The sequence below is a fragment of the Bradyrhizobium sp. CCBAU 65884 genome, from assembly GCF_028128835.1.
GTDB classification, from domain to species: domain Bacteria; phylum Pseudomonadota; class Alphaproteobacteria; order Rhizobiales; family Xanthobacteraceae; genus Bradyrhizobium; species Bradyrhizobium ottawaense.
In genome coordinates this window covers 131633-156558 of record NZ_LBJU01000132.1, presented here as the reverse complement: position 1 = coordinate 156558, position 24926 = coordinate 131633, and the positions used below count along the sequence as shown (strand labels likewise).

Annotated in this window: 27 protein-coding genes; 20 read left to right on the top strand and 7 right to left on the bottom strand. The window is 64.7% G+C overall.

Going from position 1 to position 24926, the window contains the following annotated elements:
- The 11 genes from XI03_RS35500 to XI03_RS35450 all read left to right on the top strand — a co-directional run bounded on the left by XI03_RS35500 (window position 1) and on the right by XI03_RS35450 (window position 7370).
- The gene (locus tag XI03_RS35500) at window positions 1-1047 is read left to right on the top strand and encodes a flagellar hook-associated family protein (protein WP_038950149.1); all 1047 of its coding nucleotides are present in this window, start codon (window positions 1-3) and stop codon (window positions 1045-1047) included.
- 55 nt (window positions 1048-1102) lie between these two features.
- Window positions 1103-1447, top strand: coding sequence for a flagellar biosynthesis regulator FlaF (gene flaF / locus XI03_RS35495; RefSeq protein ID WP_028145728.1), 345 nt, complete (start codon window positions 1103-1105; stop codon window positions 1445-1447).
- Window positions 1447-1857, top strand: coding sequence for a flagellar biosynthesis repressor FlbT (flbT, locus tag XI03_RS35490; protein ID WP_018318460.1), 411 nt, complete (start codon window positions 1447-1449; stop codon window positions 1855-1857). Before flaF ends, flbT begins: the two co-directional genes overlap by 1 nt.
- Before the next feature lie 14 nt (window positions 1858-1871).
- Entirely contained in the window at window positions 1872-2294 is a 423-nt protein-coding gene (gene flgD / locus XI03_RS35485; RefSeq protein WP_271594690.1) for a flagellar hook assembly protein FlgD, read from the top strand.
- The gene (gene fliQ, locus XI03_RS35480) at window positions 2291-2557 is read left to right on the top strand and encodes a flagellar biosynthesis protein FliQ (protein ID WP_271594689.1); all 267 of its coding nucleotides are present in this window, start codon (window positions 2291-2293) and stop codon (window positions 2555-2557) included. Before flgD ends, fliQ begins: the two co-directional genes overlap by 4 nt.
- Window positions 2558-2632: 75 nt before the next feature.
- Window positions 2633-4714 carry a flagellar biosynthesis protein FlhA gene (gene flhA / locus XI03_RS35475; protein ID WP_028145727.1) on the top strand — a complete coding sequence of 694 codons (2082 nt, stop codon included), beginning with the start codon at window positions 2633-2635 and terminating at the stop codon, window positions 4712-4714.
- A complete protein-coding gene (gene fliR, locus XI03_RS35470) occupies window positions 4711-5463 on the top strand; it encodes a flagellar biosynthesis protein FliR (RefSeq protein WP_271594688.1) in 753 nt (250 codons plus the stop codon). The genes flhA and fliR overlap by 4 nt, the downstream gene beginning before the upstream one ends.
- Window positions 5464-5470: 7 nt before the next feature.
- Window positions 5471-5890 carry a hypothetical protein gene (locus XI03_RS35465; RefSeq protein ID WP_271594687.1) on the top strand — a complete coding sequence of 140 codons (420 nt, stop codon included), beginning with the start codon at window positions 5471-5473 and terminating at the stop codon, window positions 5888-5890.
- Window positions 5887-6360, top strand: coding sequence for a rod-binding protein (locus tag XI03_RS35460; protein ID WP_271594686.1), 474 nt, complete (start codon window positions 5887-5889; stop codon window positions 6358-6360). Before XI03_RS35465 ends, XI03_RS35460 begins: the two co-directional genes overlap by 4 nt.
- Before the next feature lie 42 nt (window positions 6361-6402).
- Complete coding sequence (locus XI03_RS35455) at window positions 6403-6915, top strand: hypothetical protein (protein WP_028145723.1); 513 nt, start codon at window positions 6403-6405, stop codon at window positions 6913-6915.
- Window positions 6912-7370, top strand: a complete 459-nt coding sequence (locus XI03_RS35450; RefSeq protein WP_018318468.1) for a hypothetical protein — start codon at window positions 6912-6914, stop codon at window positions 7368-7370. Before XI03_RS35455 ends, XI03_RS35450 begins: the two co-directional genes overlap by 4 nt.
- A gap of 303 nt (window positions 7371-7673) precedes the next feature.
- On the opposite strand, the gene XI03_RS35445 is transcribed toward XI03_RS35450, so the two are convergent.
- On the bottom strand, window positions 7674-8444 hold the full coding sequence (locus XI03_RS35445; protein ID WP_038950144.1) for a response regulator transcription factor: 771 nt from the start codon (window positions 8442-8444) through the stop codon (window positions 7674-7676).
- Between the two features lie 820 nt (window positions 8445-9264).
- On the opposite strand from XI03_RS35445, the gene XI03_RS35440 reads away from it, so the two are divergent.
- Window positions 9265-10221: a hypothetical protein gene (locus tag XI03_RS35440; protein ID WP_271594685.1), complete on the top strand. Its 957-nt coding sequence runs from the start codon at window positions 9265-9267 to the stop codon at window positions 10219-10221.
- Window positions 10222-10235: 14 nt separating this feature from the next.
- Here XI03_RS35440 and XI03_RS35435 read toward each other — a convergent pair whose 3' ends face one another.
- The gene (locus tag XI03_RS35435; protein ID WP_028145719.1) at window positions 10236-10814 is read right to left on the bottom strand and encodes a MarR family winged helix-turn-helix transcriptional regulator; all 579 of its coding nucleotides are present in this window, start codon (window positions 10812-10814) and stop codon (window positions 10236-10238) included.
- A gap of 730 nt (window positions 10815-11544) precedes the next feature.
- Here XI03_RS35435 and XI03_RS35430 point away from each other — a divergent pair.
- Entirely contained in the window at window positions 11545-12432 is an 888-nt protein-coding gene (locus XI03_RS35430) for a dienelactone hydrolase family protein (RefSeq protein ID WP_028145718.1), read from the top strand.
- Between the two features lie 63 nt (window positions 12433-12495).
- Here the strand turns inward: XI03_RS35430 and XI03_RS35425 are convergent, their stop codons facing one another.
- A complete protein-coding gene (locus XI03_RS35425; protein WP_271594684.1) occupies window positions 12496-13764 on the bottom strand; it encodes a serine hydrolase domain-containing protein in 1269 nt (422 codons plus the stop codon).
- Window positions 13765-13886: 122 nt separating this feature from the next.
- Window positions 13887-14735 (bottom strand): SDR family oxidoreductase, encoded by an 849-nt coding sequence (locus XI03_RS35420; protein WP_271594683.1) that lies wholly within the window; start codon window positions 14733-14735, stop codon window positions 13887-13889.
- A gap of 146 nt (window positions 14736-14881) precedes the next feature.
- Here XI03_RS35420 and XI03_RS35415 point away from each other — a divergent pair, with 146 nt between their 5' ends.
- Window positions 14882-15616, top strand: a complete 735-nt coding sequence (locus XI03_RS35415) for an HAD family hydrolase (RefSeq protein WP_271594682.1) — start codon at window positions 14882-14884, stop codon at window positions 15614-15616.
- 25 nt (window positions 15617-15641) lie between these two features.
- Here the strand turns inward: XI03_RS35415 and XI03_RS35410 are convergent, their stop codons facing one another.
- Window positions 15642-16049, bottom strand: coding sequence for a nuclear transport factor 2 family protein (locus XI03_RS35410; protein WP_152102443.1), 408 nt, complete (start codon window positions 16047-16049; stop codon window positions 15642-15644).
- Window positions 16050-16147: 98 nt separating this feature from the next.
- On the bottom strand, window positions 16148-17632 hold the full coding sequence (locus tag XI03_RS35405) for a mannitol dehydrogenase family protein (RefSeq protein ID WP_271594681.1): 1485 nt from the start codon (window positions 17630-17632) through the stop codon (window positions 16148-16150).
- A gap of 140 nt (window positions 17633-17772) precedes the next feature.
- Here XI03_RS35405 and XI03_RS35400 point away from each other — a divergent pair, with 140 nt between their 5' ends.
- From XI03_RS35400 to uxuA, 6 genes are all read left to right on the top strand, one after another.
- Complete coding sequence (locus XI03_RS35400; protein ID WP_271594680.1) at window positions 17773-18588, top strand: FadR/GntR family transcriptional regulator; 816 nt, start codon at window positions 17773-17775, stop codon at window positions 18586-18588.
- A gap of 69 nt (window positions 18589-18657) precedes the next feature.
- Window positions 18658-19635, top strand: coding sequence for a sialic acid TRAP transporter substrate-binding protein SiaP (locus XI03_RS35395; RefSeq protein WP_271594679.1), 978 nt, complete (start codon window positions 18658-18660; stop codon window positions 19633-19635).
- 114 nt (window positions 19636-19749) lie between these two features.
- Window positions 19750-20328 carry a TRAP transporter small permease gene (locus tag XI03_RS35390; protein ID WP_028145710.1) on the top strand — a complete coding sequence of 193 codons (579 nt, stop codon included), beginning with the start codon at window positions 19750-19752 and terminating at the stop codon, window positions 20326-20328.
- Window positions 20329-20332: 4 nt separating this feature from the next.
- Complete coding sequence (locus XI03_RS35385; RefSeq protein WP_028145709.1) at window positions 20333-21739, top strand: TRAP transporter large permease; 1407 nt, start codon at window positions 20333-20335, stop codon at window positions 21737-21739.
- Window positions 21736-22785 carry an L-idonate 5-dehydrogenase gene (locus XI03_RS35380; RefSeq protein ID WP_095425977.1) on the top strand — a complete coding sequence of 350 codons (1050 nt, stop codon included), beginning with the start codon at window positions 21736-21738 and terminating at the stop codon, window positions 22783-22785. The genes XI03_RS35385 and XI03_RS35380 overlap by 4 nt, the downstream gene beginning before the upstream one ends.
- Window positions 22786-22855: 70 nt before the next feature.
- The gene (gene uxuA / locus XI03_RS35375; RefSeq protein WP_271594678.1) at window positions 22856-24046 is read left to right on the top strand and encodes a mannonate dehydratase; all 1191 of its coding nucleotides are present in this window, start codon (window positions 22856-22858) and stop codon (window positions 24044-24046) included.
- Window positions 24047-24079: 33 nt separating this feature from the next.
- Here uxuA and XI03_RS35370 read toward each other — a convergent pair whose 3' ends face one another.
- The gene (locus XI03_RS35370; RefSeq protein ID WP_271594677.1) at window positions 24080-24769 is read right to left on the bottom strand and encodes an aspartate/glutamate racemase family protein; all 690 of its coding nucleotides are present in this window, start codon (window positions 24767-24769) and stop codon (window positions 24080-24082) included.
- Window positions 24770-24926 lie beyond the last annotated feature (157 nt).

Sequence of the window (24926 nt, the reverse complement as noted above, 5' to 3'; positions counted from 1 at the left end):
ATGATGAGCGCGAACTACATCTCGACCCTGATGCTGTCTTCATCGTTGAGGTCGTCGATCACGAACAACCAGAGCGCGCTGACCAAGGCCTCGAAGGAGGCGACCACCGGCCGTTTCGCCGATGTCGGCCTCGAGCTCGGCACGGGAACGGGCCGCGACGTGGCGCTGCGCGCCGATTTCAACTTCGCCGACCAGCTCGTCGACACCAACGAGCTGGTTTCGGGGCGCCTCGATGTGACCCAGAACCGGATCACGCAGCTCGGCAAGACCGCGTCGGAATTCCTCAAGAACCTGATCGCGGCCCGCGACGCCGACAGCGGCGCGAAGATCATCCTGCCGAGCGCGTCCGCGAACCTTCAGGACGTCATCGGCGCGCTCAACGTTTCCTACAACGGGTCGTATCTGTTCGGCGGAATCGATACGCAGACCGTGCCGGTCACGAACTACACGGCCGGCTCTGCCAGCAAGAACCAGGTCGATGCGGACTTCCTGGCGACGTTCGGCTTCTCGCAGGCTGCGGCCGGTGTGAGCACCATCACTCCGGCGCAAATGCAGAATTTCCTCGACAACACCCTCGACCCCGAGTTCGCGAGCCCGGCCTGGAACGCCAACTGGTCGTCGGCCACGGATCAGACGCTGTCGAGCCGCATCTCCACGACCGAGGTTGTCGACAGCTCGGTCAGCGCCAACCAGCCCGGCTTCCGCAAGCTGGCCGAGGCCTACACCATGCTCACTGATCTCGGGAACACGAGCCTGAGCAAGGACACGTTTCAGGTCGTCGTCGACAAGGCCATCAGCCTGGTCAGCGGCGCGATCAACGATCTCGCCGTGCTCGGCGGGACCGTCGGCTCGATCCAGCAACGGGTCACCGGCGCGACCGAGAAGCTGAAGATCCAGAAGGACATCCTCAACGACCAGATCGTCAAGCTGGAGGCGGTCGACCCGACCGAGGCCTCGGTCCGCGTCAACACCCTGCAGACCCAGATCAAGACGGCGCTCGCGCTGACCTCGCAGCTCCAGCAGATCAGCCTCATCAACTATCTCTAGAGCCGAGGCTCGCAACCTCGTCCTGTTACCCGGTCTCCTGCGCAGAGTGATGCTGATGACGTTTGAAGCCTATGAATCGGTCGTCGACGAGAGCGGTTACGAGGCGCGGGGCCGCGAGCGGCAGGCGCTCAGCCTCGGCATCGACCGGCTCGAGCGGATTCAGCGAGGCGTGTTCCGCCTCGAGGATCTGGTCGAGAGCCTGCTCTATGTGCGGCGGCTGTGGACGATCTTCATCGAGGATCTCTCGCACCCCGAGAACGGGCTTCCGGACAAGCTGCGCGCCGACATCATCTCGATCGGCCTGTGGGTCGTCAAGGAGGCCGATCGTCTTCGCGAGGAGAGGTCGAACGACGTGATGCAGCTCATCGAAATCAACCGCCTGATCCGAGACGCTCTTTGATGAAGATCTCCTTGCGGGCGGGCGAACGGATCTACATCAACGGCGCGGTGCTGCGCGTGGACCGCAAGGTCTCCGTCGAGCTCGTCAACGACGTGATGTTCCTGCTCGAAGGGCAGGTCATGCAGGCGTCCGACGCCACCACGGCGCTGCGGCAGCTCTACTTCATCGTCCAGCTCATGCTGATGAACCCGACCGACATCCGCGACGCCGCGGCGCTCTACGCCCAGCATCACGCGGCCCTGTGCGCCGTGTGCGAGAGCCGGGAGATGCTGGACGGACTGGGCGCGGTCGACGAGCTGGTCGAGGCGACCCGCTACTTCGAGGCGCTCAAGCGGATCCGGGCCCTGTTCCCGGTCGAGCAGGCCATCCTGGCCGGCGCCATCACCGAGTCCCCATTCCAGGCTGCCTGACAGCGGAGAGGTACATGAACGTCAACAGTGCGACCGACAGCACGAGCAAGTCGTCAAGTTCGACCGGCTCCACCAATTCGACCTCGAGCAGCAGCGTCGACTACAACACGTTTCTTCAGCTTCTCGTCGCCGAGATGAAGAACCAGGATCCGACCAATCCGATGGATACCTCGCAATATATGAGCCAGTTCGCGCAGCTCTCGACGGTCGAGCAGGCCATGCAGACCAACTCGAAGCTGGATGCGCTGCTGTCCTCGCAGTCGTTGTCGCAGGCCAACGGCCTGATCGGCAAGACCGTCAGCTTCACCGACGCCACCGGCGCCAGCTTCAGCGGCAAGGTCGTCTCGGTCTCCATCAACGCCGACGGCTCCATCGCGACCCTCGAGAACGGCACCAAGGTCGCGGTCGGGCCGGGACTCACGATCAGCCAGTCATGAACGAACGCAACGCTCTCGACATCGTCCAGGCGGCGATCTGGACCATCATCGTCGCCTCCGGGCCCGCGGTCGGCGCCGCGATGCTGGTCGGCACCATCATCGCGCTGATCCAGGCCCTGACCCAGATCCAGGAGGTGACGCTGACCTTCGTTCCGAAGATCATCGTCATCCTCCTGGTCGTTGCCGTCTCCGGCTCCTTCATCGGCGCGCACCTCTCCACCTTCACCGAGATGGTCTATTCGCGGATCGAGCGCGGCTTCTGACCCGCGCGGCCTCGGCCACCATCCCCGCGTAAGCTTTGCGGGGCAGATTAGGGGTGGACCCTCTGCCGGTGACCCATGGCCGATACGTTAGCTGCTAGCCTGCCGACCCCACGACGATTGGGGGCCGACGCCTTTTTCGCCGGCGGCATCGTGGCCATGCTCACGATCCTGTTCCTGCCGATCCCGCCGATCCTGATCGATCTCGGCCTCGCGTTCTCGATCGCGCTGTCGGCGCTGATCCTGATGGTCGCGCTGTGGATCCAGCGACCGCTCGACTTCTCCGCCTTCCCGACCGTGCTGCTGATCGCGACCATCCTGCGGCTGGCGCTGAACGTCGCGACCACCCGCCTGATCCTGTCGCGTGGGGGGGAGGGCGAGCAGGCTGCCGGCCACGTCGTCGCCGGCTTCTCCAAGTTCGTCATGGGCGGCGACTTCGTCATCGGCCTGATCATCTTCGCCATCCTGGTCACCGTGAATTTCGTCGTGATCACCAAGGGTGCGACGCGTATCGCCGAAGTCGGCGCCCGTTTCACCCTCGACGCCATCCCCGGCAAGCAGATGGCGATCGACGCCGATCTGTCGGCGGGCCTGATCGACGACAAGGAAGCCCAGCGCCGGCGCCGCGAGCTCGAAGAAGAAAGCGCGTTCTTCGGTGCCATGGACGGTGCCTCGAAGTTCGTTCGGGGCGATGCCATCGCCGGCCTGCTCATCACCGCGATCAACATTTTCGGCGGCATCATCATCGGCGTCACCCATCACGGGCTGACGCTGTCGCGCGCCGCCGACGTCTACACGAAGCTCTCCGTCGGCGACGGTCTGGTGTCGCAGATGCCGGCACTCATCGTGTCGCTGTCGGCCGGCCTGCTGGTCTCCAAGGGCGGCACGAGAGGATCGGCCGAGCAGGCCGTGCTGCGCCAGCTCGGCGGCTATCCCCGCGCTGTGTCGGCCGCCGCGCTGATGATGTTCGTGCTCGCCTTGATGCCGGGGCTGCCGTTGGCGCCCTTCGTGCTTCTCGGCGGCGTCATGGCCTTCGTCGGCTACACCTTGCCGAGGCGGCAGGCGGCGCGGGAGCGGAAGGAAGATGTGCGCAAGGCCGACGAGCGCGCTCAGGCTGAGGCCAAGGAATCCGTCAAGGACCAGCTCAAGACCGCCGAGATCGAGCTTGCGCTCGGCGGCCATCTTTCGGTCCATCTGCTGGGCTCGCGCACCGAGCTGGCCCACCGCGTCGCCAAGATCCGCAAGAAGTTCGCCAAGCAGTACGGCTTCGTCATTCCCGAGATCAAGCTCAGCGACAATCTGTCGATCGACCCCAAGGGCTACCAGATCCGGATCCACGACACCCGCGTCGCCCATGGCGAGCTCCGGCTCGGCGAGGTGCTGGTGCTGGTCGACAAGGACGGCAAGCCCGACGTGCCCGGCGAAGAGGTGGTCGAACCCGCTTTCGGCATGAAGGCGCTGTGGGTGACGGAAGCCTTCACGGACGAAGTCAAGCGGCAGGGCTGCAAGCCGGTCGACAATCTGTCGGTGCTGCTCACGCATTTGAGCGAGGTGCTCCGGGCGAACCTCGCCCAGCTCCTGTCCTACAAGGACATGCGCGCGCTGCTCGACCGGCTCGATCCCGAGTACAAGCGCCTCGTCGAGGATCTCTGCCCGTCGCAGATCTCCTATTCCGGCCTGCTGGCGATCCTGAAGATCCTGCTGGCCGAGCGGGTCTCCATCCGCAATCTTCACCTCATCCTCGAGGCGATCGCCGAGATCGCGCCTCACGTGCGGCGCTCCGAGCAGGTCGCAGAGCACGTGCGGACCCGGCTTGCCCAGCAGATCTGCGGCGACCTCTCCGACAACGGCGTGCTCAACGTCGTCCGTCTCGGCAACCGCTGGGACCTCGCCTTCCACCAGAGCCTGAAGCGCGACGCCAAGGGCGACGTCGTCGAGTTCGACGCCGATCCGCGCCTGATCGAGCAGTTCGCGACCGAAGCCAGCGCCGCGATCCGCAAGTTCACCGAGAACGGCACCAGCGTGGTGCTGGCGGTGACGCCGGAAGCCCGGCCCTATGTCCGGATGATCCTGGAGCGGGTGTTCCCGACCTTGCCGATCCTGTCGCATGTCGAAGTCGCGCGCAGCGCCGAGATCCGGGCGCTCGGAGCCGTGTCGTGATCAGCGGCCTTGCCGACAGCGTGCTGGTGACGTTCATCGTGTTCTGCCGCATCGGCGCCTGCCTGATGCTGGTGCCCGGCTATTCCAGCGTCAACGTTCCGGCACAGGTCCGCCTGTTCGTCGCGCTCGTCACGACGTTCGCGCTGACGCCGATCCTGATCGCGGTGCTGAAGCCGCTCACGGACAACGCCGCGCCGCTGACGCTGGCGCTCCTGATCTGCTCCGAGCTCGTGGTCGGCAGCGTCATCGGGCTCGGCGGGCGGGTGTTCTTTCTCGCGCTCCAGACCATGGCGACGGTGATGGCGAGCGCGATCGGGCTCAGCAACATCCCGGGAACGCCGGTCGCCGACAGCGATCCGGCGCCGGCGCTGGTGCCGCTGATCATGGTGTCCGTCACCACGCTGTTCTTCATGACCGACCAGCATTGGCAGGTCCTGCGTGGGCTGATGAACTCCTACGACGTCTGGCGTCCCGGGAGCCGGCTCGGCGGCGGCATGGCACTCGACCTGCTCGTCGGCCGCCTGTCGGAAGCGTTCGTGCTGACGCTGCGGATCGCCAGCCCGTTCATCGTCTATTCGGTGATCGTCAACCTGGCGGTCAGCCTGATCAACAAGCTGACGCCGGCAATTCCAGTCTATTTCATCTCCGTACCCTTCGTGCTGTTCGGCGGCTTCCTGCTGCTCTACCTCACGAGCGACGAGCTGCTGACGCAATTCATGCTCGGCCTCTCGTCCTGGCTGGCGGAGTGAGCCTGTGATGACGTCGCGCGCGGACAAGCTCGGCCGGATGGTTTCGCTGGTGAAGCTCCAGCTCCGGCTGTCCGAATGGCAGCTCGCGCAGCTGCGGCAGCAGGAGCGAAGCCTGCAGGACGAGCAGGAATGGCTGGTGGGAGCCCTGAACGATGGCAAGCCGCCGGCGGGATCGTCGAGCGAATCGATCGCGCGGCGCTTGAACAGGACGAGCGTCGGTGCGCGCGAGATCCGGACGCAGGCCGCGCAGCAGCTCGACCAGGTCCGCGCCGAGAGCCGCCGCGTGAAGCAGCTCGAGCAGGTCGCGAAGGCGGCGCTGGCCGACAAGCTCCGTGACGCCGAGAAGCGCTCCCTCGAGGAGATGACGGGAATAAGCCCAGCCGTGCGCGCGTGGGCGCCACGGCCAGCCAATCGGAACAAGCCATGATCGTGACCGCGACGCCCGACCTCGTTCTCGACGTCCTCGAGGCCGCCGATCCCGTGACCCAGCGCGCGGCGACCGCGAAACTCGATGCGCTGAAATCCTCCGATGCCGACTTCGCCGCCACGATGGACGCGGAGGCCGGCAAGGCGGCAGCTGCCGAGCAGTCCGCGACGAAGGTCTCCGAGGCGCCGTCGGATGCGGTGAATGGGGCCCCGGTGCGGATGATCAAGGCGCCGGCATCCGGCGAGGTGTACCGGAAGTTCGAAGCGTTCATCCTCCAGACCTTCGTCGAGACGATGTTGCCGAAGGAATCCGAGCAGGTCTTTGGCAAGGGCACGGCCGGCGGCGTCTGGAAGTCGATGCTGGCGGAGCAGCTTGGCAGCCAGCTGGCAAAGGGCAACGGCATTGGCATCGCCAAGCAGCTGGCCGCCGCCAATCCGGCGGGGCCGAAGGGTGCCGGCAAGGCCGGATGATGATCCGCGAACGGGTGACAGAAGTTGAAGGGTGAATTTCCTATGCAGGCACAAGACAGCGCGGCGGCCATGGTGATCGAGCAGCCGGTCGTGGACACCGGGGTGATGACGACGGAAGCAGCAGAAGCCGATGCGCTGCTGCCGGTGCTGCTGCCGATCATGAGCGGCGAGGCCGTGGTCGACGGCGCGGATGCGGCGAGATTGGATGAAGTGCGGGGCCTGCTGGCAGCGATCCGCCGGCTCGAGAGCATCGTCGAGGAGGAGACGGTCGCGCTCACGACGCGTCAGAAGATCGATTTCGACGACTTCAGCGCGCGGAAGAGCCGGAGCATGCTCGAATTCGTCCGCCTGATGCGGGCGCGGATGCATCTCGGCGGCGACGTCGAGGTCACCGACGAGATTCAGCGGCTGCGCGAGAAGCTCGAGCGGAATCGCTCGATCCTCGAAATGCACTACGACGCGGTGCGCGAGATCGCGGGCATCATCGTCAAGGCGATCAAGGAGGCCGAGTCGGACGGCACCTATACCGGCCGCGCAGCGCAGGACGGAAAATGATCAGACTGGTGCTGGCCGGGCTCTGGGTATGCATCCTCACCGCGGGCACGAGCTATGGCGTGGCCTATTGGAAGGAGAACGGCAGCCTGCTGCCGGCGAAGGACGAATATCTCGACGGGCTGCAATACCAGAAGACCCGGGCTTTGAGCGTGCCCATGGTCGAGAACGGCAATGTGCAGGGCTATATCGTCGCGCGCTTCGTCTACACCGTGGAGGCGCGGACGATGCACCAGCTCAACGTTCCGCCGGAGCCGTTCGTCGTCGACGAGGCCTTTCGCAGGATCTATGCCGACGACCGTCTCGACTTCAGGAAGCTCGCCCGCTACGACCTCTCCATCCTGACGGCCGCCATCAAGCAGCGCGTCAACGAGCGGATGCAGGCTGACGTCGTCCAGGACGTCCTGGTCGAGGATTTCAATTACGTCTCCAAGGAAGAATTCCAGCAGAAGCCGTAGAGCGCGGGCTGAATAGGCGCAGCTGGTTCGTCACAAAGACGTCGTCATGCCCGGGCTTGCCCCGGGCATCCACGTTCTTGGTCCGGCGTAGCAACCCGTGGATGGCCCAAGCCCGGCCATGACGACGTGGAGACTCTTGCGCCCGATAGCTCCGATGGGATTGCCTCTTCACAAGAGGACAACGCACCTCCATCGAGGCGCTATAGGGGGCTCATCCCACATCTCCCGCCGCCGAAAATGCAACGGCCTCTGCGATGGTGCTTCGCAGAGGCCGTTGTCTGTTCGTGGCAGGCTTGTGCCGTGTCAGTTGCCGACCGGATAGGCGGCCGGGACGGCATGCGCCCTGTTCAGGATGATGCCGACCTCGTCGAGCTCCTGCATCGGCACGTCGAGGGTGTCGCCGGCAGGGATGTCGAGGCGGTATCCGACGTAACGCCGGGCCACGATCGCGTCGAAGCCGAGGCGGTCGCGGAGTTTCTTGCGCAGCTTGCTGACGTGGCTCTCGATCACGCTCTCGTCGAAGGTGGACTCGAAGATGCCGTAGACCGCGTTGAAGATCTGCGTCTTGGTGATCCACTTGCCGTGATTGCTGACCATATATTCGAGAATGCGCAGTTCGCGGCGGGGCAGCGTGAGGGCGTGGCCCGCGATCTCGGGGTCACGGCCGTTGAAGAAGACCTGGATCCTGCTCTCGCAGGGCCTCGGCAGCTCGCCCACCCGGCGGCGCGCGATCGCGGCCGTTCGGGCAAGGATCTCGCGCAGGTGGATCGGTACGTGCACGACGTCGTCGACACCCGATTCGAACAGCTCCAGCGTGTTCTTGAGCATCTTCTGGCCGCTCATGGCGATGATGGGAGCCGAGGAACGCTTGCGCATCGCCCGCGGCAGGCTTCCGCGGGCATCGCAATCCCCGAGGAGGAAGGCGTCCACCGCTGCCAGATCCGATTCACTCGCGGATTGCAGCCAGTCCCAGAATTCCCCGGAGGAGAAGCCGATCGACGATACGCCTTCGCGAACGAGCCCTCCGACATAGCTGTTCGCGACGCTCTCGCGATCATCAACGATAATATACATCAGTCTTTCGCCCCTGTTTCGCACCTGTCGCGGCCGGATGGTTGTTGTGATGCCCGGCTCGGCAACGATGCTGTTTGACGACATTCCTTCCCGCGAACCGTTGTTATGGTTTCGATATTCGCGGGCAGCCCTACGCATTCAGTGCCTGCGTCTCGCAGGCCTGGTACTTCAACTCGATACTGAACGCTTACTGCGTGAGGCCCGGCGGGTGTCTTACGGATCACCTCGCGGGGCGGATTGAGAAACGACCTAGAACAGTTGCGCCAAGTTGCTCATCGCGTCCGAACGCCACTGAATCTGTGTCGATCTCCTCGCCAACTGGCGAGAATCACTTGAGTAGGACCGTAACAATTGCCGATTTCCGATCAAGCGTGCGAAACAAAGCGATTGCTACGTGTGCTTGATGCTGTTGGTTTGTTTCGGGTTGTTTCTTGATATATTCAAACGCATCAGTTGATTTGGAAACTAAACTAGTTCTGCATCGTGATGGGTCTAAGGTTCCGCATCCCCGTACAATCACAGCTATTTTAGGTGGTGGGGTGGATCAGGCATATCGAGGGGTTTTCAACCCGGGATTGACTCTCATGGGCGTGTTTCGCCGTGCGACAATTCGACTCACGTGTGGCAGCAAGACTCCAGCTTGGCGAAATCTTGGCGAGTGTGTGTCTTTCGAGTCGCACTCTCGCCACGTCCATGACGCGATTGACTCATGTGACGTCGCATCGCGCGCGATGGAAAAGTTTTCGATGCGCACGTTTCAGGCAAGCTTCGGCAAATAACGTCATCGTTCGACAGATCGAACCGAACGGAGCATTTTCACATGTTGTCCGATGGACAAGCTCGTCCCAACGCGACCACTGATGTTTCCGCAACGACGAAGCCGGCTCCCGAAGCACGCGATACGAAGGACGATACGGCGCGAGCGCCCAGGCCTGCCGCGGGCGCAAAGCGAGCGTCGGCCGCGGCAAGCGATGAAGCTCTGGCGAAGGAGGCACTCGAGGGGCTGAAACGTATTCGGGCCAAGGCGCGTCTCGACAAGATGGCGATCCCCAAGCCCGCGCCGACCGTGATCAAGCCGGCCGTGATCGTCGCCAAGCCCCCGCCGCCCCGTCCGACATGGGTTGCGCCGCTCGCGACATTGGCGGTCGCCGCCATGTTGGTGGTCTGCGCCTGCACCGGCGTGATCGCCTATCTCACCACGCAGCCCGCCCAGAACAACGTTGCAGCCAATACGGAGATCAGGAATCTGCGCGAGGCCGTCGCGCATCTGCGCAAGCAGGTGTCGGGCGTGTCGGAAAATCTCGACGGCCTGCGCACCGCGGTGGATCAGTCGAGCAAGGCGACCAATGACCGTTTCGGCAGGTTCGCCGAGAATTTGGACCGTATCGAGCGGGTGAGCTCGTCCTCGACGGTGAAGCTCGACAAGCTCGCTCAAGCGCAGGTTCAGACGCAGGCTCCGGCCCCGGCCATGGTGCAATCGCAGCCCTCGCCACAGCAAGGATCGATGATGGCCTCGGTCGCAGCGCCCGAGTTCACGGGCTCGGTGCCTCCGTCCGAGCGCGCGCCGGCGCCGCGGAAGGTGATCAAGGGTTGGTCGGTCCGCCAGGCCTATGAAGGCATTGCGATCCTGCAGGGTCCGAACGGCGTCATCGAGGCCGTGCTGGGACAGCAGGTGCCGGGTCTTGGCCGCATCGAGGAGATCAGGAGCGAGAACGGGCGCCTGGTGGTGGAGGCGAGCGGCGGTGTCATCTATTCGTCACGTAAGGCGACGCCCTGATCGAGGGCTGTCCTCTATTGGCGGTGATGCTCGAAGCTGGTGCATAGCAGATCGACCTCCGCCTCCGCGATCGGCGAGCGGAACAGACGGCAGCTGAACTCGGCCGCTGCCTTGCTGTCGTTGGTGGTGCGCTCCTCCCGGAGGAAGATGCATCGTTTGCAAACGTCGGTGTGGTGCCGCTGCTCGGCCGCGTCCGACTGATCCAGCACGTGCCTGAAGGTGTCGCGGAAGCGGATCTTGACCTCCTCGTCGAGGACGGCAATCGCCTCGACCAGAACGCTGACGGGGTCGCGCACCAGGAACTTCTTGCCCTGCTGCGTCACGCTCAGCATCACCGAGCGCTTGTCGGTGGCCGAGCGTTTTCGCTCGATATAGCCCAGCCGCTCGAGCTCCCCGATGATGAACGAGGCGGTGCCGCGCGTGGTGCCGACGTAACTCGCGAGCGCCGAAGGCGTCCGGGAAAAACGGTTGGCGCGGGAAAGGAAGCGCAGCGCCATCCACTCGCGGTCGCGCAAGCCGTGCTTGGTGCCTTCGAACCACAGGATTCGTGCGACCTGCTCCAACAGTTCAATCGATTCGCGAGCCAAATTCATTTCAATTCCAGATCGGATAAAGCTTTATTCAATTGAGCCTTGGGGTGCGCAATCTGTGTGGACGAGAATGAAGTCCTCGCGTGACCCTTCGTCCGTTGCCGGACGGCGGACCGCGTGGGGAAGAAGCTCTCTGTTTGCAGAGATGGAACTTCCGGCCGTGGAACTAGGGCGTCACAAAGAAAGTTCGAGTAAATCGCACGGCTCAAGTCCTCCGAAAATTTCATTCAAATGACGACGGCTCGCGCGTGATTGACGGTGATGTGTCGATGCGCGAGCAACATGATGTGTCATTGTGGCCACTGCGGTGCCCATTTGTTGCGGGTAAGCGTCTCGAAGGCGCGCACATGCGCATCACCTGCAGCACTTGGCGGTGCGGCCGGCTGCGGGAGAACCGTCTTTTTCGGTTAATGGATGTTGCGATGCAGTGCAGCTAGACGGTTAAGTCCGGCACACGAGCGAAGCGAATGTCAGAGTGCCGTTGGGAGTCGAAACAGTCAGCGTTGTTCAACGTCCTGCAGCGTTGGCAGCCACGGTCGGCTCCTGCGTGGCGCAATCGTCGAACTTTGGCGCGATGAGCCCGATGCCCGAGATTGCGCCGGTGCAGAAACCGCACGGTCTGGCCTGAAAGCGCGCGTGCTCGCAGGCTGGTGATTTGCATCTCGCCGGCAACTATTGGCGAATGCGTCGCCCCCCGGGGATACCAGCATAGGCAGCAGCAAGGGATAGATCGATGAGCTTCGAAACTACCATGGCATCCGACGTCGTCGGGTTGACGAAAGTCGCCCCGGTCTCTCGCCGCGGGTTCATGAGCGCCACCGCGGCCGTCGCCGCCGGCTACACGCTTGCGGCCGGGCCCGTGCGCGCCGAGGCGATCACGACCGACGCCAATGGCCTTCAGGTCAGTGACGCCAGGATCAAGGTCGGCTCCGAAGAGATGCCCGTCTATTTCGCCCGCCCCGCCGGCAACACCAAGGCGCCGGTGATCATCGTGGCGATGGAGATTTTCGGCCTGCACGAATACATCAAGGACGTGACGCGGCGCCTCGCCAAGCTTGGCGCGTTCGCAATCGCGCCCGACTATTACTTCCGCAAAGGCATCGATCTGACCAAGGTCGCCGAGGTCAAGGATCTGCTCCCGGTGGTCAATGCCAAGCCCGACGCGGAGCTGCTGTCCGATCTGGACGCGGTGGCGGCCTGGGCTGGATCGCAAGGCGGCGACACTGCAAAGCTCGGCATCATCGGCTTCTGCCGTGGCGGGCGCACCGTCTGGGAATATGCCGCCCATAGCAGCACGCTCAAGGCCGGCGTCGCCTTCTACGGCACCTTGGTCGACCCCGAAAATCCGTTGCTGCCGAAGAGCCCGATGCAGCTCGCCCCCGAGATGAAAGCGCCGGTGCTCGGCCTCTATGGGGGCGCCGACACCGGCATTCCCGTCGCCCAGGTCGAGCAGATGAAGGCCGCGCTCGAGCAGAACAAGAAGACGGCCGAATTCAAGATCTACCCCGAAGCGCCGCACGGCTTCCATGCCGACTACCGCGGCAGCTACCGAAAGGACGCCGCGGAAGATGCCTGGAAGCAGGCGCAGGCCTGGTTCAAGAAGTACGGCGTGTTGAGCTGACGCTGGGTCAAAACAAAAGGGCGGCCCGATCGGCCGCCCTTTTTCTTTCAGTGCGTGCCGATCTCACTTCACCATCGCACCATAGACGATGTCCTGAACCTGCTCGCGATAATACTTCCTGAGCTCGCCGGGCGCAGCCGTTCCCACCACGACCACGAGACGCTCCTTCGGGTCGCAGAAGAACTGCGTTCCGTAGGCACCGTTCCAGGTGAACTCGCCGGGATTGCCGGGGACAGACGACAGCCCTTCGCTGGTGCGAACCGCGACCGAAAGGCCGAAGCCGAAGCCGCCGCGATGCGGCTCGACATTGGCCACGTTGTTCTTGATCTCGGGGCCAAGGTGGTTGGTCGTCATGTGATGCACGGTCTTCGGACCCAGGATGCGCTGGCCGTCGAGCTCGCCGCCGTTGAGCAGCATCTGCCCGAAGCGGGCGTAGTCGCCGACCGTCGCGAACGAGCAGGCGCCGCCGCAGTCGAACTTGGTCGGGGTGTCGAGCAGCTTGATCGCCTGCGGCTTGCCCGTCAGCGGATCGTTGGCAAACGGGCGGGCGAGGCGAGGGCGTTGCGCGTCGGTCGGGTGGAAGGTCGCGTCCTTCATGCCGAGCGGCTGCCAGACATTGGTGGCGAGATACTCGCCGAGCTTCTGCTCGCTCACCTTCTCGACGACGGCGCCGAGCACGTCGATCGAGAAGCCGTATTCGAACTCGGTCGAGGGCTGATGCGCCAGCGGCAGTTTGGTGATGCGGTCGATGAACGCCTGGGTGTCACCTTCGATCGCGGGCGCGACGCCGTCAGGATATTGCCGGGCCACCGGGCTCGAACTGTCGGGCCGGCCGCCATACATCAATCCGGAGGTGTGCCGGTAGAGATCGTGGATGAAGATCGGCGAGGCCTGCGGCTCCAGCTTGAGCGAACCGTTGGCCTCGGTCACGCCGATTTTCATGTCGGAAAAGCCGGGATAGTAATCGGACAGCTTGGCCTGGAGCGGCAGCCGTCCCTGCTCCATCAGCGTCAGGCCCGCGACCGCTGCCATCGGCTTGGTCATCGAGGCCAGCGCGAAGATCGCATCGATCGGCATCGGCGTGCCCTTGTCCGGATCCAGCATGCCGTAAGCCTTGTAGTGCACGAGCTTGCCGTCGCGCGCGATGGCGACGACCGCGCCGGGGACGCGCTTGGCGGCGATCTCGCGAGCGAAGAAATTGTCGAGGCGTGCAAGGCCCTGACTGGAGAAGCCGACATCGTCGGGTTTGGCTTCGGGCAGCGGCGCGGCGATGGCCGTGCCGAACGTGATGACGGCAGCCGCCGCCGCGATCATGGCGATCGTCTTGTTCATTATGTTCCTCCCGCACGAGCTCGTTGTGTGAGTGGCTCGTTGCACGCCTAGATCACGACTGCACCGACGCGAAGTCAAGCGCGGGCAGGGCATGTCTGGGACGTGCCGGACGCGGCGGTGCCTTATCGTGCTTCGCCTGCATGCCACAGCGCATCGAGGCCGCGCCGATAGGTCGGGTGGACAAGCGTAACGCCGAGCTCGCCCTTCAGTTTTGCGTTGGAGACGCGGGCGCTGCTGGCATAGAAGCTGCGGGCCATCGCCGACATCTCGGCCGTCGCGAACGCCTCTTCCGGCGGCGGCGCAACGCCCATCAGTTTCGCCGCATAGGCGATCACGTCCTGCGGCGGCGCCGGCTCGTCGTCGCAGACGTTCCAGATGCCGCCGCTTCCGTGGGGAATGGCGGCCATGATCGCACTCGCGATGTCGTCGACATGGATGCGGTTGAAGACCTGGCCGGGCTTGATGATACGGCGGGCCGTTCCTGCCCGCAGTGTCGCCAGCGCATTGCGGCCGGGGCCGTAGATGCCCGCAAGCCGCAGGATGGCGGCATCGCCGCGCGCCATGTCCATCCAGGCCTGCTCGGCGGCAACCCGCATGCGGGCGCGGTCGAGCGTTGCCTGCGGCGGAGTACTCTCGTCGACCCAGCCGCCGCCGTGATCGCCGTAGACGCCGATGGTGGAGAGATAGACGATCTTGCGGCGGCCCGCCGCCAGCACGTCGCCGAACGCGGCGATGGCGGGATCGCCGCTGCTACCGGGCGGGATCGATATGAGAAGGACATCGGCCTCGCGAACCTGCTCGACCGTCTCGCGTGCAGGAGGCTCGCCGGAAAAGGCATGCACCTCGATGCCGGCGAGGTCATCCCGCTTTCCGGGATCGCGCACGGTGCCGGCGATATGCGAGAAGCTGCCGCCATGTTTGCGGACGAAATGCCGGGCACTATAGCCGAGGCCAAGGATGAAGAGCCGCATGCGTCTCCTGTGCAGGTCGAAAGTTCCCGTCCGCGCCGTCGCGCGTCGTTTGCTCATAAGAGATTTTTGGGTCCGGCAAAAGATATTGCGATTTGTCTCGCCTCCTGCCTTGGGCGATGTTCGCCTGTCACAGGGAGGCATCGATCATGCAGGCAGAAGCGCTCGCCTTGGTGCCGCCGGATGCCAATGAGCTGGTCCGGCGCGCGGCCGCGCTGATCTTCGACGTCGATGGCACTCTGGCCGAGACCGAGGAGCTGCATCGGCAGGCCTTCAACCATGCCTTCGCGCACCACGGTCTCGACTGGCAGTGGGACCGCGCGGTCTACAAGGACCTGCTGCGGGTGACCGGCGGCAAGGAGCGCATGCGCGCCTACCACGGAAGGCTGCGGAACGTCCCGCCGCTGCCGGACGAGGACATTGCCGCGCTTCACCGCATCAAGACCGCGCATTACGCCGAGCTGGTCGAAACCGGCTGCTGTTCCTTAAGGCCGGGCGTGATCGAGCTGCTCGCTGCGGCGAAGGCGCGCGGCCAGCGGCTTGGGATCGCGACCACGACCTCCCACGGCAACATCGATGCGCTGCTGTCGCAGGCGCTGGGGGCGGGTTGGGCTGCGCAGTTCGACGCCATCGTCGCCGGTGACGATGTCAGGCACAAGAAGCCGGCACCGGACGTCTATCTGGAAACGCTGGCGCGGCTGCAACTCGGTGCGGCCGACTGCGTGGCAATAGAGGATTCCGCCAACGGGCTGATTGCGGCCTCACGCGCCGGCATTCCGGTTCTGATCACCCGGAGCCTGTTCTTCGCGGATGATGATTTTTCCGCGGCGCGGGCCGTGCTGGATGACCTGTCGGAACTCGAAAAACAACCCCATGCACAGTAGCTCACGCCCGCGGGTCCCGCCGCGTTCAGTGCACGCGGTGGCTCGCTCTATCGTCTTCAGCCTGCTCGACAATCTGCGCGATCGGGCTCGATTGGTGATGCACTAGCAGCCACTCGTCGCCGACGCGGCGAAAATGGTTCGCCGCGGCCAAGGCGGTGCCGTCGACGATCTCGATGCAGAGCACGCGGGCGCTGTCGCCGTCGACGATGACCTGCGGCTCGGCGCAGACGATCTGCGGCCGCTCCGGGTTTTGCAGGATGTCGCGCCAGCTTCCGATCACCGTGGCGCGCCCGATGATGGCCGGCCAACCGGGATGGATGCAGGAAATGGCGTCGTCGTCCGCCCACAACCGTTCCATGCCGTCGAAGTCGCCGGTCGAGAACGCGGCGTAAAAGGCCGCGTTGGCGGCGATGATCTTGTTGTCCTTTGCCATCGCTCTCGGGTGGGGCAAGGACAGGCAAAAATCAAGCGCGACTTCCGTTCGACCTTGTGTCCGATTTGGACCGCAGTGCAGCATTGCCCGCTCAGTGGTCAGGCCGAGACGAGCGTCTCCACGGCGCGCCGCGCACCATCCTTGTAGAGACGGCCGAGCGCCGTGGTCACGGCCTCGCGCAGGCGCGGCTCGGACCCCAGCGGCCCGAACACCTTCTGAACCCCGAGCAGCGCAGGCGCGAGCCGCTCGGCAACGGGCCCCGCCTCGCGCGCCAGCGCGGCGAATTCGGCGGCGAGGGGATCGCGCACGTCGATGGCGCGGCCCTGCTCGTCGAGGCCGCTGACGTAGCGCATCCAGCCGGCCACCGCGAGCGCATGGGTCGCGATCGGCAGGTTCCTGGCGAGGCGGTCCTGCATCGCGCCGAGCAGCCGCTGCGGCAGCTTTTGCGAGCCGTCCATCGCAATCTGCCAGGTGCGGTGATGCAGCGCCGGATTGGCGAAGCGCTTGAGCAGCGAAGCGCGATAGGCGGCGAGATCAGTGCCGGCAGGCATCGTCAGCGTCACCGCGGCTTCCTCCATCACCTGCGCGGCAAGCCGTGCGAAGTGCGGATCCTGCATGGTGTCGGCGATGGTCTCGTAGCCCGCGAGATAGCCGAGATAAGCCAGCGCGGAATGGCTGGCGTTGAGCAGCCGCAGCTTCATCAGCTCGAACGGCTTGACGTCGGCAACGAGCTCGACGCCGGCGGCGGCAAGGTCGGGCCGGCCGGCCGTGAAACGATCCTCGACCACCCATTGCGTGAACGGCTCGGTCATCACGGGCCAGGCGTCGCGCATGCCGAGTGCGTTCGCGACCGCGTCGCGGTCGGCGTCATTCGTCTCCGGCACGATGCGGTCGACCATGGTCGAGGGAAAAGCGGCATTGTCCGCGATCCACTTGCCGAGTTCCCTGGAGCGGAGCGCGGCGAATTGCGTCACGATGCGCTGCACGGTGTGGCCGTTGGCGGCGAGATTGTCGCAGCACAGCACTGTGAAGGGCGGTGCGCCTAGCGCGCGCCGGCGTGCCAGCGCCGCGACGATGAAGCCGGGCGCCGAGCGCGGCGCGTCGAAATTGTTGAGATCGTGCACGATGTCAGGATGCCGTTCATCGAGATCGCCGGTCTGCGGCGTGTGGCAATAGCCTTTCTCGGTGACCGTCAGCGAGACGATGCGAATGGCGGGATCGGCCATCCGCTCGACCAGCGCTGCCGGGCTTTCGCGCGCGACGACGCTGTCGAGCAGCGCGCCGATCACGCGATGCTCGGTGCCCTCGGCGGCGCGCACGGCAACGGTGTAGAGATGATCCTGCGGGGCGAGGGCGTCGCGCGTATCCGGGCTGCGCAGGCTGGCGCCGACGATGCCCCATGACGAGCTGCCGCTGGCAAGGCAATCGTCGATGACGACGGCCTGATGCGCGCGGTGAAAGGCGCCGAGGCCGAGATGCACGATGCCGGGTGTGATGCGCGAACGGTCATAGGCGGGGCGGCTGACGGCCGACGGCAACCGGCCGAGATTGGCGCTGCCAAGACGCACGGAACCTGGGCGCATGGACGTCTCCCCTTGCTTTGCCGCTGCTTGACATGGCGCCCGTATCAGGTCAATGCTCCGGTCAATTGGTAAGACCAATTTTCCAAAATTGGCGGGCCGCGGGTCGAAATGCCTCGCGCGACCCTTTCGGGAGGACCAGCGTGCCGCTGGAAGCTGTGGAGGCGAGACGGCTCTATCGCCAGGTCGCCGATCAATTGCGAAGCCTGATCGACAGCGGCGAGTACGCGGTCGGCAGCCGCTTGCCGACCGAGCGCGAGCTCGCCGAGCAGCTCAAGGTGTCCAGGCCGACCGTGCGCGAAGCCCTGATCGCGCTCGAGGTCGAGGGGCGCCTGCGCATCCGTGTCGGCTCCGGCATCTATGTGATCGAGCCCGCTGCAATGGCCGCGCCCGCAGCCGCCTCCGTCATCGAGGGCCCGTTCGAGCTGCTGCGCGCCCGCGAATTCCTCGAAAGCGCCATCGCCGAACAGGCCGCGCGCGTCGCGACCAAAGACGACATCGCCCGCATCGACGCCTCGCTCCTCGCGATGGAGAATGTCGAGCATCCCGGCGAAGCCTCGATGGTGCACGACCGTGCGTTTCACGTCGCGATCGCCGGCAGCCTCGGCAATGCCGTTCTGGTGCGCGTCGTCGGCGAGCTGTTCGACCAGCGCCTCAATCCCTATTTCGCGCAGCTCGCGCATTATTTCGAGAGCCCGGGCACCTGGCGCACCGCGCTCGACGAGCATCGCGCCGTGCGCGAGGCGATCGCGGCGCATGATCCGCAAGCCGCGCGCGAAGCGATGCGCGCGCATCTGGCGCGCTCGCAGGAGCGCTTTGCGCAGAATTTCGGCGCCGAGAATGCGGCAGGATCATCTTCGGGGCGGGGCCGGACGGCGCGAGCACCGGCAAAGCCATCGAAACCGAAACCGGCGCCGAAGAAGAAGCAGGCCGGAGGCGGCAGCGCGCGGCGGCGATGAGATTGTACGGCCCGCTTCCAGCCGGGGCGGGTGAACAAGAAGCAGACTTGAACGATGGAGGAAAAGTCGATGTTGAAGAAAATGACGATTGCAGCAGTGATGTCCGCCGCCGCGCTGTTGGCGGCCACCCAGGCCAGCGTGGCGCAGACCAAGCTCAAATGGGCCCATGTCTACGAGACCTCGGAGCCGTTCCACACCGCTTCGGTCTGGGCCGCGCAGGAGATCGGCAAGCGAACCAACGGGCGCTATGCGATCGACGTCTATCCGGCCTCGCAGCTCGGCAAGGAGGCCGACATCAACCAGGGCCTGTCGCTCGGCTCGGTCGACATCATCATCTCCGGTTCGAGCTTCGCGGCCAAGAGCTTCCCGCCGATCGGCGTGACCTATTATCCCTACACCTTCCGCGATGCCGATCATCTGCTCGCCTACACCAAGAGCGACATCTTCAAGGAGCTCGCCAAGGGCTATGAGGACAAGAGCGGCCACCACATCGTCGCGGTCACCTATTACGGCGTGCGCCAGACCTCGTCGAACAAGCCGATCAAGACTTGCGCGGACCTCAAGGGCCTGAAGATGCGCGTGCCCGACGTGCCGGCCTATCTCGCGATGCCGCGCGCCTGCGGCGCCAACACCGCGCCGATCGCCTTCGCCGAAGTCTACCTCGCGCTCCAGAACGGCACCGTCGAGGCGCAGGAGAACCCGCTGACCACGATCGAAGCCAAGAAGTTCTACGAGGTGCAGAAGCACATCGTGCTGACCGGCCACATCGTCGATCACCTCAACACGGTGGTCGCTGGCGCGCTGTGGAAGAAGCTCTCCGACGAGGACAAGAAGATCTTCACCGACGTCGCCCAGGAGGCTGCCGCCAAGGCGACCGCGGAGATCAAGCAGAACGAGGCCAAGCTGGTCGCCTTCTTCAAGGAGAAGGGCTTGAGCGTGACCGAGGTCGACAAGAACGAGTTCCGCGACACCGTGCTGAAGAACGTCGCCTTCGAGACCTTCGGCTATCGCAAGGCCGACTGGGAAAAGATCCAGGCGGTGAAGTGACGACGTAGTCGTCATCCCGGGGCGGCTCGAAGAGCCGAGCCCGGGATCTCGAGGTTCCGGGTCTGGTGCTAACGCACCATCCCGGAACGACGGAGCCAGTTTGAGGAGTCCCCCATGTCCACCGCCGAAATACACCGGCAGATCACCGCGGACGAGATCGCCCATACCTTCGAGGAGGAGGCGACGCCGAAGGTCGACCTCGGCATCTACGCGTTCGAGGACTGGGTGGCGCTCGCGATCTTCTGGGTGATGGCGCTCGCCGTCTTCCTCCAGTTCTTCACGCGCTACGTGCTCAACGACAGCTATGCCTGGACCGAGGAGATCGCGACCTATTGCCTGATCGGCGTCGTCTTCATCGGCGCCTCGATGTGCGTGCGGCTGTCGCGGCACATCCAGGTCGACCTCCTCTACCGCTATTTGCCCCACATCGTGGCGCGCGCGCTGTCGACGGTGATCGACCTGATCCGGATCGCCTTTTTCGGCTACGCCATCAAGCTGGTCTGGGTCTACATCCAGATCATCGGCGACGAGCAGATGACCACGATCAATCTTCCCAAGGACTACGTCTACTACGCCGTCCTTGCCGGCTTCGTGCTGATGTTCGTGCGCTCGGTGCAGGTGGCCATACAACATTTGCGACAGGGTTATTCGATCCTCGAACGTCCCGGCGCCTACGACGGTTTTGAAGGGTAATCCCATGTTGCTGCTGCTTGGAGGCTTCCTCATCCTGATGCTGCTCGGCGTTCCCGTGGCGATTGCCATGGCCGCGTCGTCGCTGCTCTACATCCTGGTCAGCGGCGTGACGCCCGACGTCACGCTGGCGCAGCGCATGATCGCCGGCGTCGAGAGCTTTCCGCTGCTCGCGGTGCCGTTCTTCATCCTGGCCGGCAACCTCATGAACATCGCCGGCGTCACCGGGCGCATCTACAAATTCGCCGTCGCGCTGGTCGGCTGGATGCGCGGCGGCCTCGGCCACGTCAACATCATCGGCTCGGTGATCTTCTCCGGCATGTCCGGCACCGCGATCGCGGATGCCGCCGGTCTCGGCACCATCGAGATCAAGGCGATGAAGGACCACGGCTACTCCACCGAGTTCTCGGTCGGCGTCACCGCGGCCTCCGCGACGCTCGGCCCGATCATCCCGCCGTCGCTGCCCTTCGTGATCTACGGCATGATGGCGAACGTCTCGATCGGCGCGCTGTTCCTCGGCGGCGTCATTCCCGGCATCGTCATGACGCTGCTGATGATGGCGACCGTCACTTATTTCGCGCACAAGAACAAATGGGGCAGCGACACGCCGTTCTCCTGGCCGCAGCTCGGCTCGGCCGGCCTCGAGATCGCCATCGTGCTGGCGTTCCCGATGGCGATCTGGCTGATGGTGCTCGCGGGCATGTCGGTCAACATGGCCGTCGTCATCGGCCTCGGCACGCTGCTCATCATCGACTGGTATTTCGACTTCTCGGCGGTGATGGCGCTGATGGCGCCGGTGATCCTGATCGGCGGCATGACGCTCGGCTGGTTCACGCCGACGGAAGCCGCGGTTGCCGCCGTGATCTGGTCGCTGTTCCTCGGCCTCGTCCGCTACCGCACCATGACGCTGAAGACCGTGGCGAAGGCGACGTTCGACACCATCGAGACCACGGCCTCGGTGCTGTTCATCGTCACGGCGGCCTCGATCTTCGCCTGGCTGCTGACGGTGTCGCAGGCCGCCCAGATGCTGTCGGACTGGATGCTCAGCATCACTCACAACAAATGGGTGTTCCTGGCGCTCGCCAACGTGCTGATCCTGTTCGTCGGCTGCTTCATCGACACCACGGCGGCGATCACCATCCTGGTGCCGATCCTGCTGCCGATCGTGCTCAAGCTCGGTATCGACCCGATCCATTTCGGCCTGATCATGACGCTGAACCTGATGATCGGCCTGCTGCATCCGCCGCTCGGCATGGTGCTGTTCGTGCTCGCCCGCGTGGCCAAACTCTCGGTCGAGCGCACCACGGTCGCGATCCTGCCCTGGCTGGTGCCGCTGATGCTGGCGTTGATCGCGATCACCTACATCCCCGAACTGACCCTCTGGCTGCCAAAATACATGGGACTCTCCAAATGACCTCCACCGCTCTCGCCGCAACCCTGTTCGGTCCCGAAGATCTGCGCATGGTCGAGCATCCGCTCGACAAGCTCGCAGACGGCATGGTGCGCATCCGCTTCGGCGCCGGCGGCATCTGCGGTTCGGACATGCACTATTTCCGCCATGCCCGGACTGGCGATTTCGTGGTGAAGTCGCCACTGGTGCTCGGCCACGAGATATCGGGCGAAGTCGTGGAGATCTCCGGCTCCGCTGCCAATCTGAAGGTCGGCGACCGCGTCGCGGTCAACCCGTCGCGCTGGTGCGGCCATTGCGTCGCCTGCCGCGAGGGCCGGCCGAATCTGTGCGAGAACATCTACTTCATGGGCTCGGCCTCGAAGACGCCGCACATGCAGGGCGGCTTCGCCAACTATTTCGACGCGGTCCCCGCGCAGTGCGTGAAGATTCCCGATCACGTGTCCTATCAGGCCGCAGCGCTCGCCGAGCCGCTCGCGGTCTGCCTGCACGCGGTCGCGCGCGCCGGCAATATCGAGGGCAAGCGCGGCATCATCTTCGGCGCCGGCCCGATCGGGCTGTTGACCATGCTCGCCGCGCATCGCGCCGGGATGGCCGACATCACGGTCGCCGACATCGCGCCGGCACCGCTCGCCTTCGCGACCAAGCTCGGCGCTTCGCATGTGGAGAATGTCTCGGGCGGTGAGGAAGGACTGAAGGCGCAGGCTGCGTCGCGACCCTATGACGTTGCGTTCGAGGTCTCGGGCACGGCCGCGGGCCTTGCGAGCGCCATCGGCATCGTCAGGCGCGGGGGCATCGTGGTGCAGATCGGCAATCTGCCCGGCGGCCAGATCCCGACGCCGTCGAATGCGGTGATGGCCAAGGAGATCGACCTGCGCGGTTCGTTCCGTTTCGGCTTCGAGTTCATGACGGCGGTGGAACTGATTTCCTCCGGCGGCGTCGACGTGCTGTCGCTGGTCACCGCCGAGCGGCCGCTCTCGACCGCGCCCGATGCGCTGCGGCTGGCGCTCGATCGCTCGCAGAGCGTCAAGGTCGTGCTGACCGCGAACTGACCTTGTTTTGACGCGTTTTCTTCACGCGAACCGGTATCCACTTCGCTCGAAAACGCTTTAGGAGATATCCATGATGCTGCAGGGTTGGCGCTGGTACGGGCCCGATGATCCCGTGTCCTTGGATGACGTCAGGCAGGCCGGGGCGACGGATATCGTCTCGGCGCTGCATCAGGTGCCGATCGGCGAGGCCTGGACCCGCAAGGCGGTCGAGGAGCGCAAGAACTTCATCGAGAACGGCCAGCCCGGCCGCTCGCAGCTGACCTGGTCGGTGGTGGAATCGATTCCGATCCCCGACGACGTCAAGCGGCTCGGCGGCAAGGCGACCAAGTCGATCGAGGCCTGGATCGCCAGCCTAGAAGCTGTCGCGGCCTCCGGCATCAAGATCATCTGCTACAATTTCATGCCCGTGGTCGATTGGTGTCGCACCGACCTCGAATGGGAGATGCCGAACGGCGCCCGCGCCATGCGCTTCGACCAGGACCGCTTTGCTGCGTTCGAGCTGCATATCCTCAAGCGCCCGGCTGCCGCACAGGACTATTCGCTCGAGCAGCAGGCGCGCGCGAAAAAGCTGTTCGACCAGATGAGCCAGGCCGACATCGATTATCTCGTCATGGTGATCGCCAGCGCGCTGCCCGGCTCGACCACCGAGCCGATGACCATTCCGCAATTCCGCGACCGGCTCGAGACCTATCGCGACATCACGCCAAATATCCTGCGGCAGCATCTCGCCGAATTCCTCGCGCGCGTGACGCCGGTGGCCGAGCAGCTCGGGGTGTCCTTGACCTTGCATCCGGACGACCCGCCGAGGCCGCTGTTCGGCCTGCCGCGCATTGCCTCCTCAGCCGTCGATTATCAAGCGCTGTTCGACGCCGTGCCGTCCAAGGCCAACGGCATCTGCCTGTGCACCGGCTCGCTCGGCGTGCGCGCGGAAAACAATCTGCCTGAAATGGCCGAGCGCTTCGGCCCCCGCATCGCCTTTGCCCATCTGCGCGCAACCAAGCGCGAGGCCGACGGCCTGTCGTTCTACGAATCCGATCATCTCGACGGCGACGTCGACATGGTCGCGGTGCTCAAGGCGCTGCTGAAGGAGAACGCCACGCGTTCGCCGGACAAGAGAATCGTGTTCCGCCCCGATCACGGCCACCGCATGCTCGACGACCTCGCGGCAACCAAGCGCACCAACCCCGGCTACACCGCGATCGGCCGCCTGCGCGGCCTCGCCGAGCTCCGCGGCGCGATCCGCGCGATCGAGCATCGGTGATAGAGGCGGGGCTCGGCGACGGCCGACATCGCATCAACCCATGGCGAAATCGGCCGCCGTCTCGGCGTGAATGGCCGTGGTGTCGAACGTCTCCACCGTTGTGTCATCAGGGCCGACCAGCATCGTGATCTCGGTGCAGCCGAGGATGATGCACTCGGCGCCGGCGGCGACCAGCGCTGCCATCACGTCCTGGTAGCGGCGGCGCGAGGGATCGGCGACGATGCCGAGGCACAGCTCCTCGTAAATGATGCGGTTCACGTCGGCGCGCGCCTCAGTGGGAGGAACCAGCACGTCGAGATCATGCGCGCGCAGCCGGTCGATATAAAAGTCCTCCTCCATCGTGAACTTGGTGCCGAGCAGCCCGACCCGCCGATAACCTTTCGCCCGGATCCGCTGCGCCGTCGCGTCGCCAAGGTGGATGAACGGAACGGTCACGCTGGAGATGATGTCGGGCGCCAGCTTGTGCATCGTGTTCGTGCACAGCACGATCGCCCGCGCGCCAGCGCCTTCGAGACGCCGCGCGACCTCCGCCAGGCTGGCCGCCGCCTCGCTCCAGCGGCCCGCATACTGCATCTGCTTGATCACCTCGAAATCGTAGGAGTAGATCAGCAGCGGAGCCGAATGCAGCTTGCCCATGCGGTCGCGGACCCGCTCATTGATGAGCTTGTAGTAGAGCGCCGTGCTCTCCCAGCTCATGCCCCCGATCAGACCGATGGTTTGCATTCCGGTATCCTCGACGATGTGGTTCGGCCGGATCGTAAACGAAGACGTCGCAGCGCGGTAGCCATCGCTTGATTGCGGCCTAATGCACCGTCAGACCTGACCATCTCAGCGCTTCATCCGGGCCATCGTGGCTGTGTCGCCTTCTGTCAATCCACAA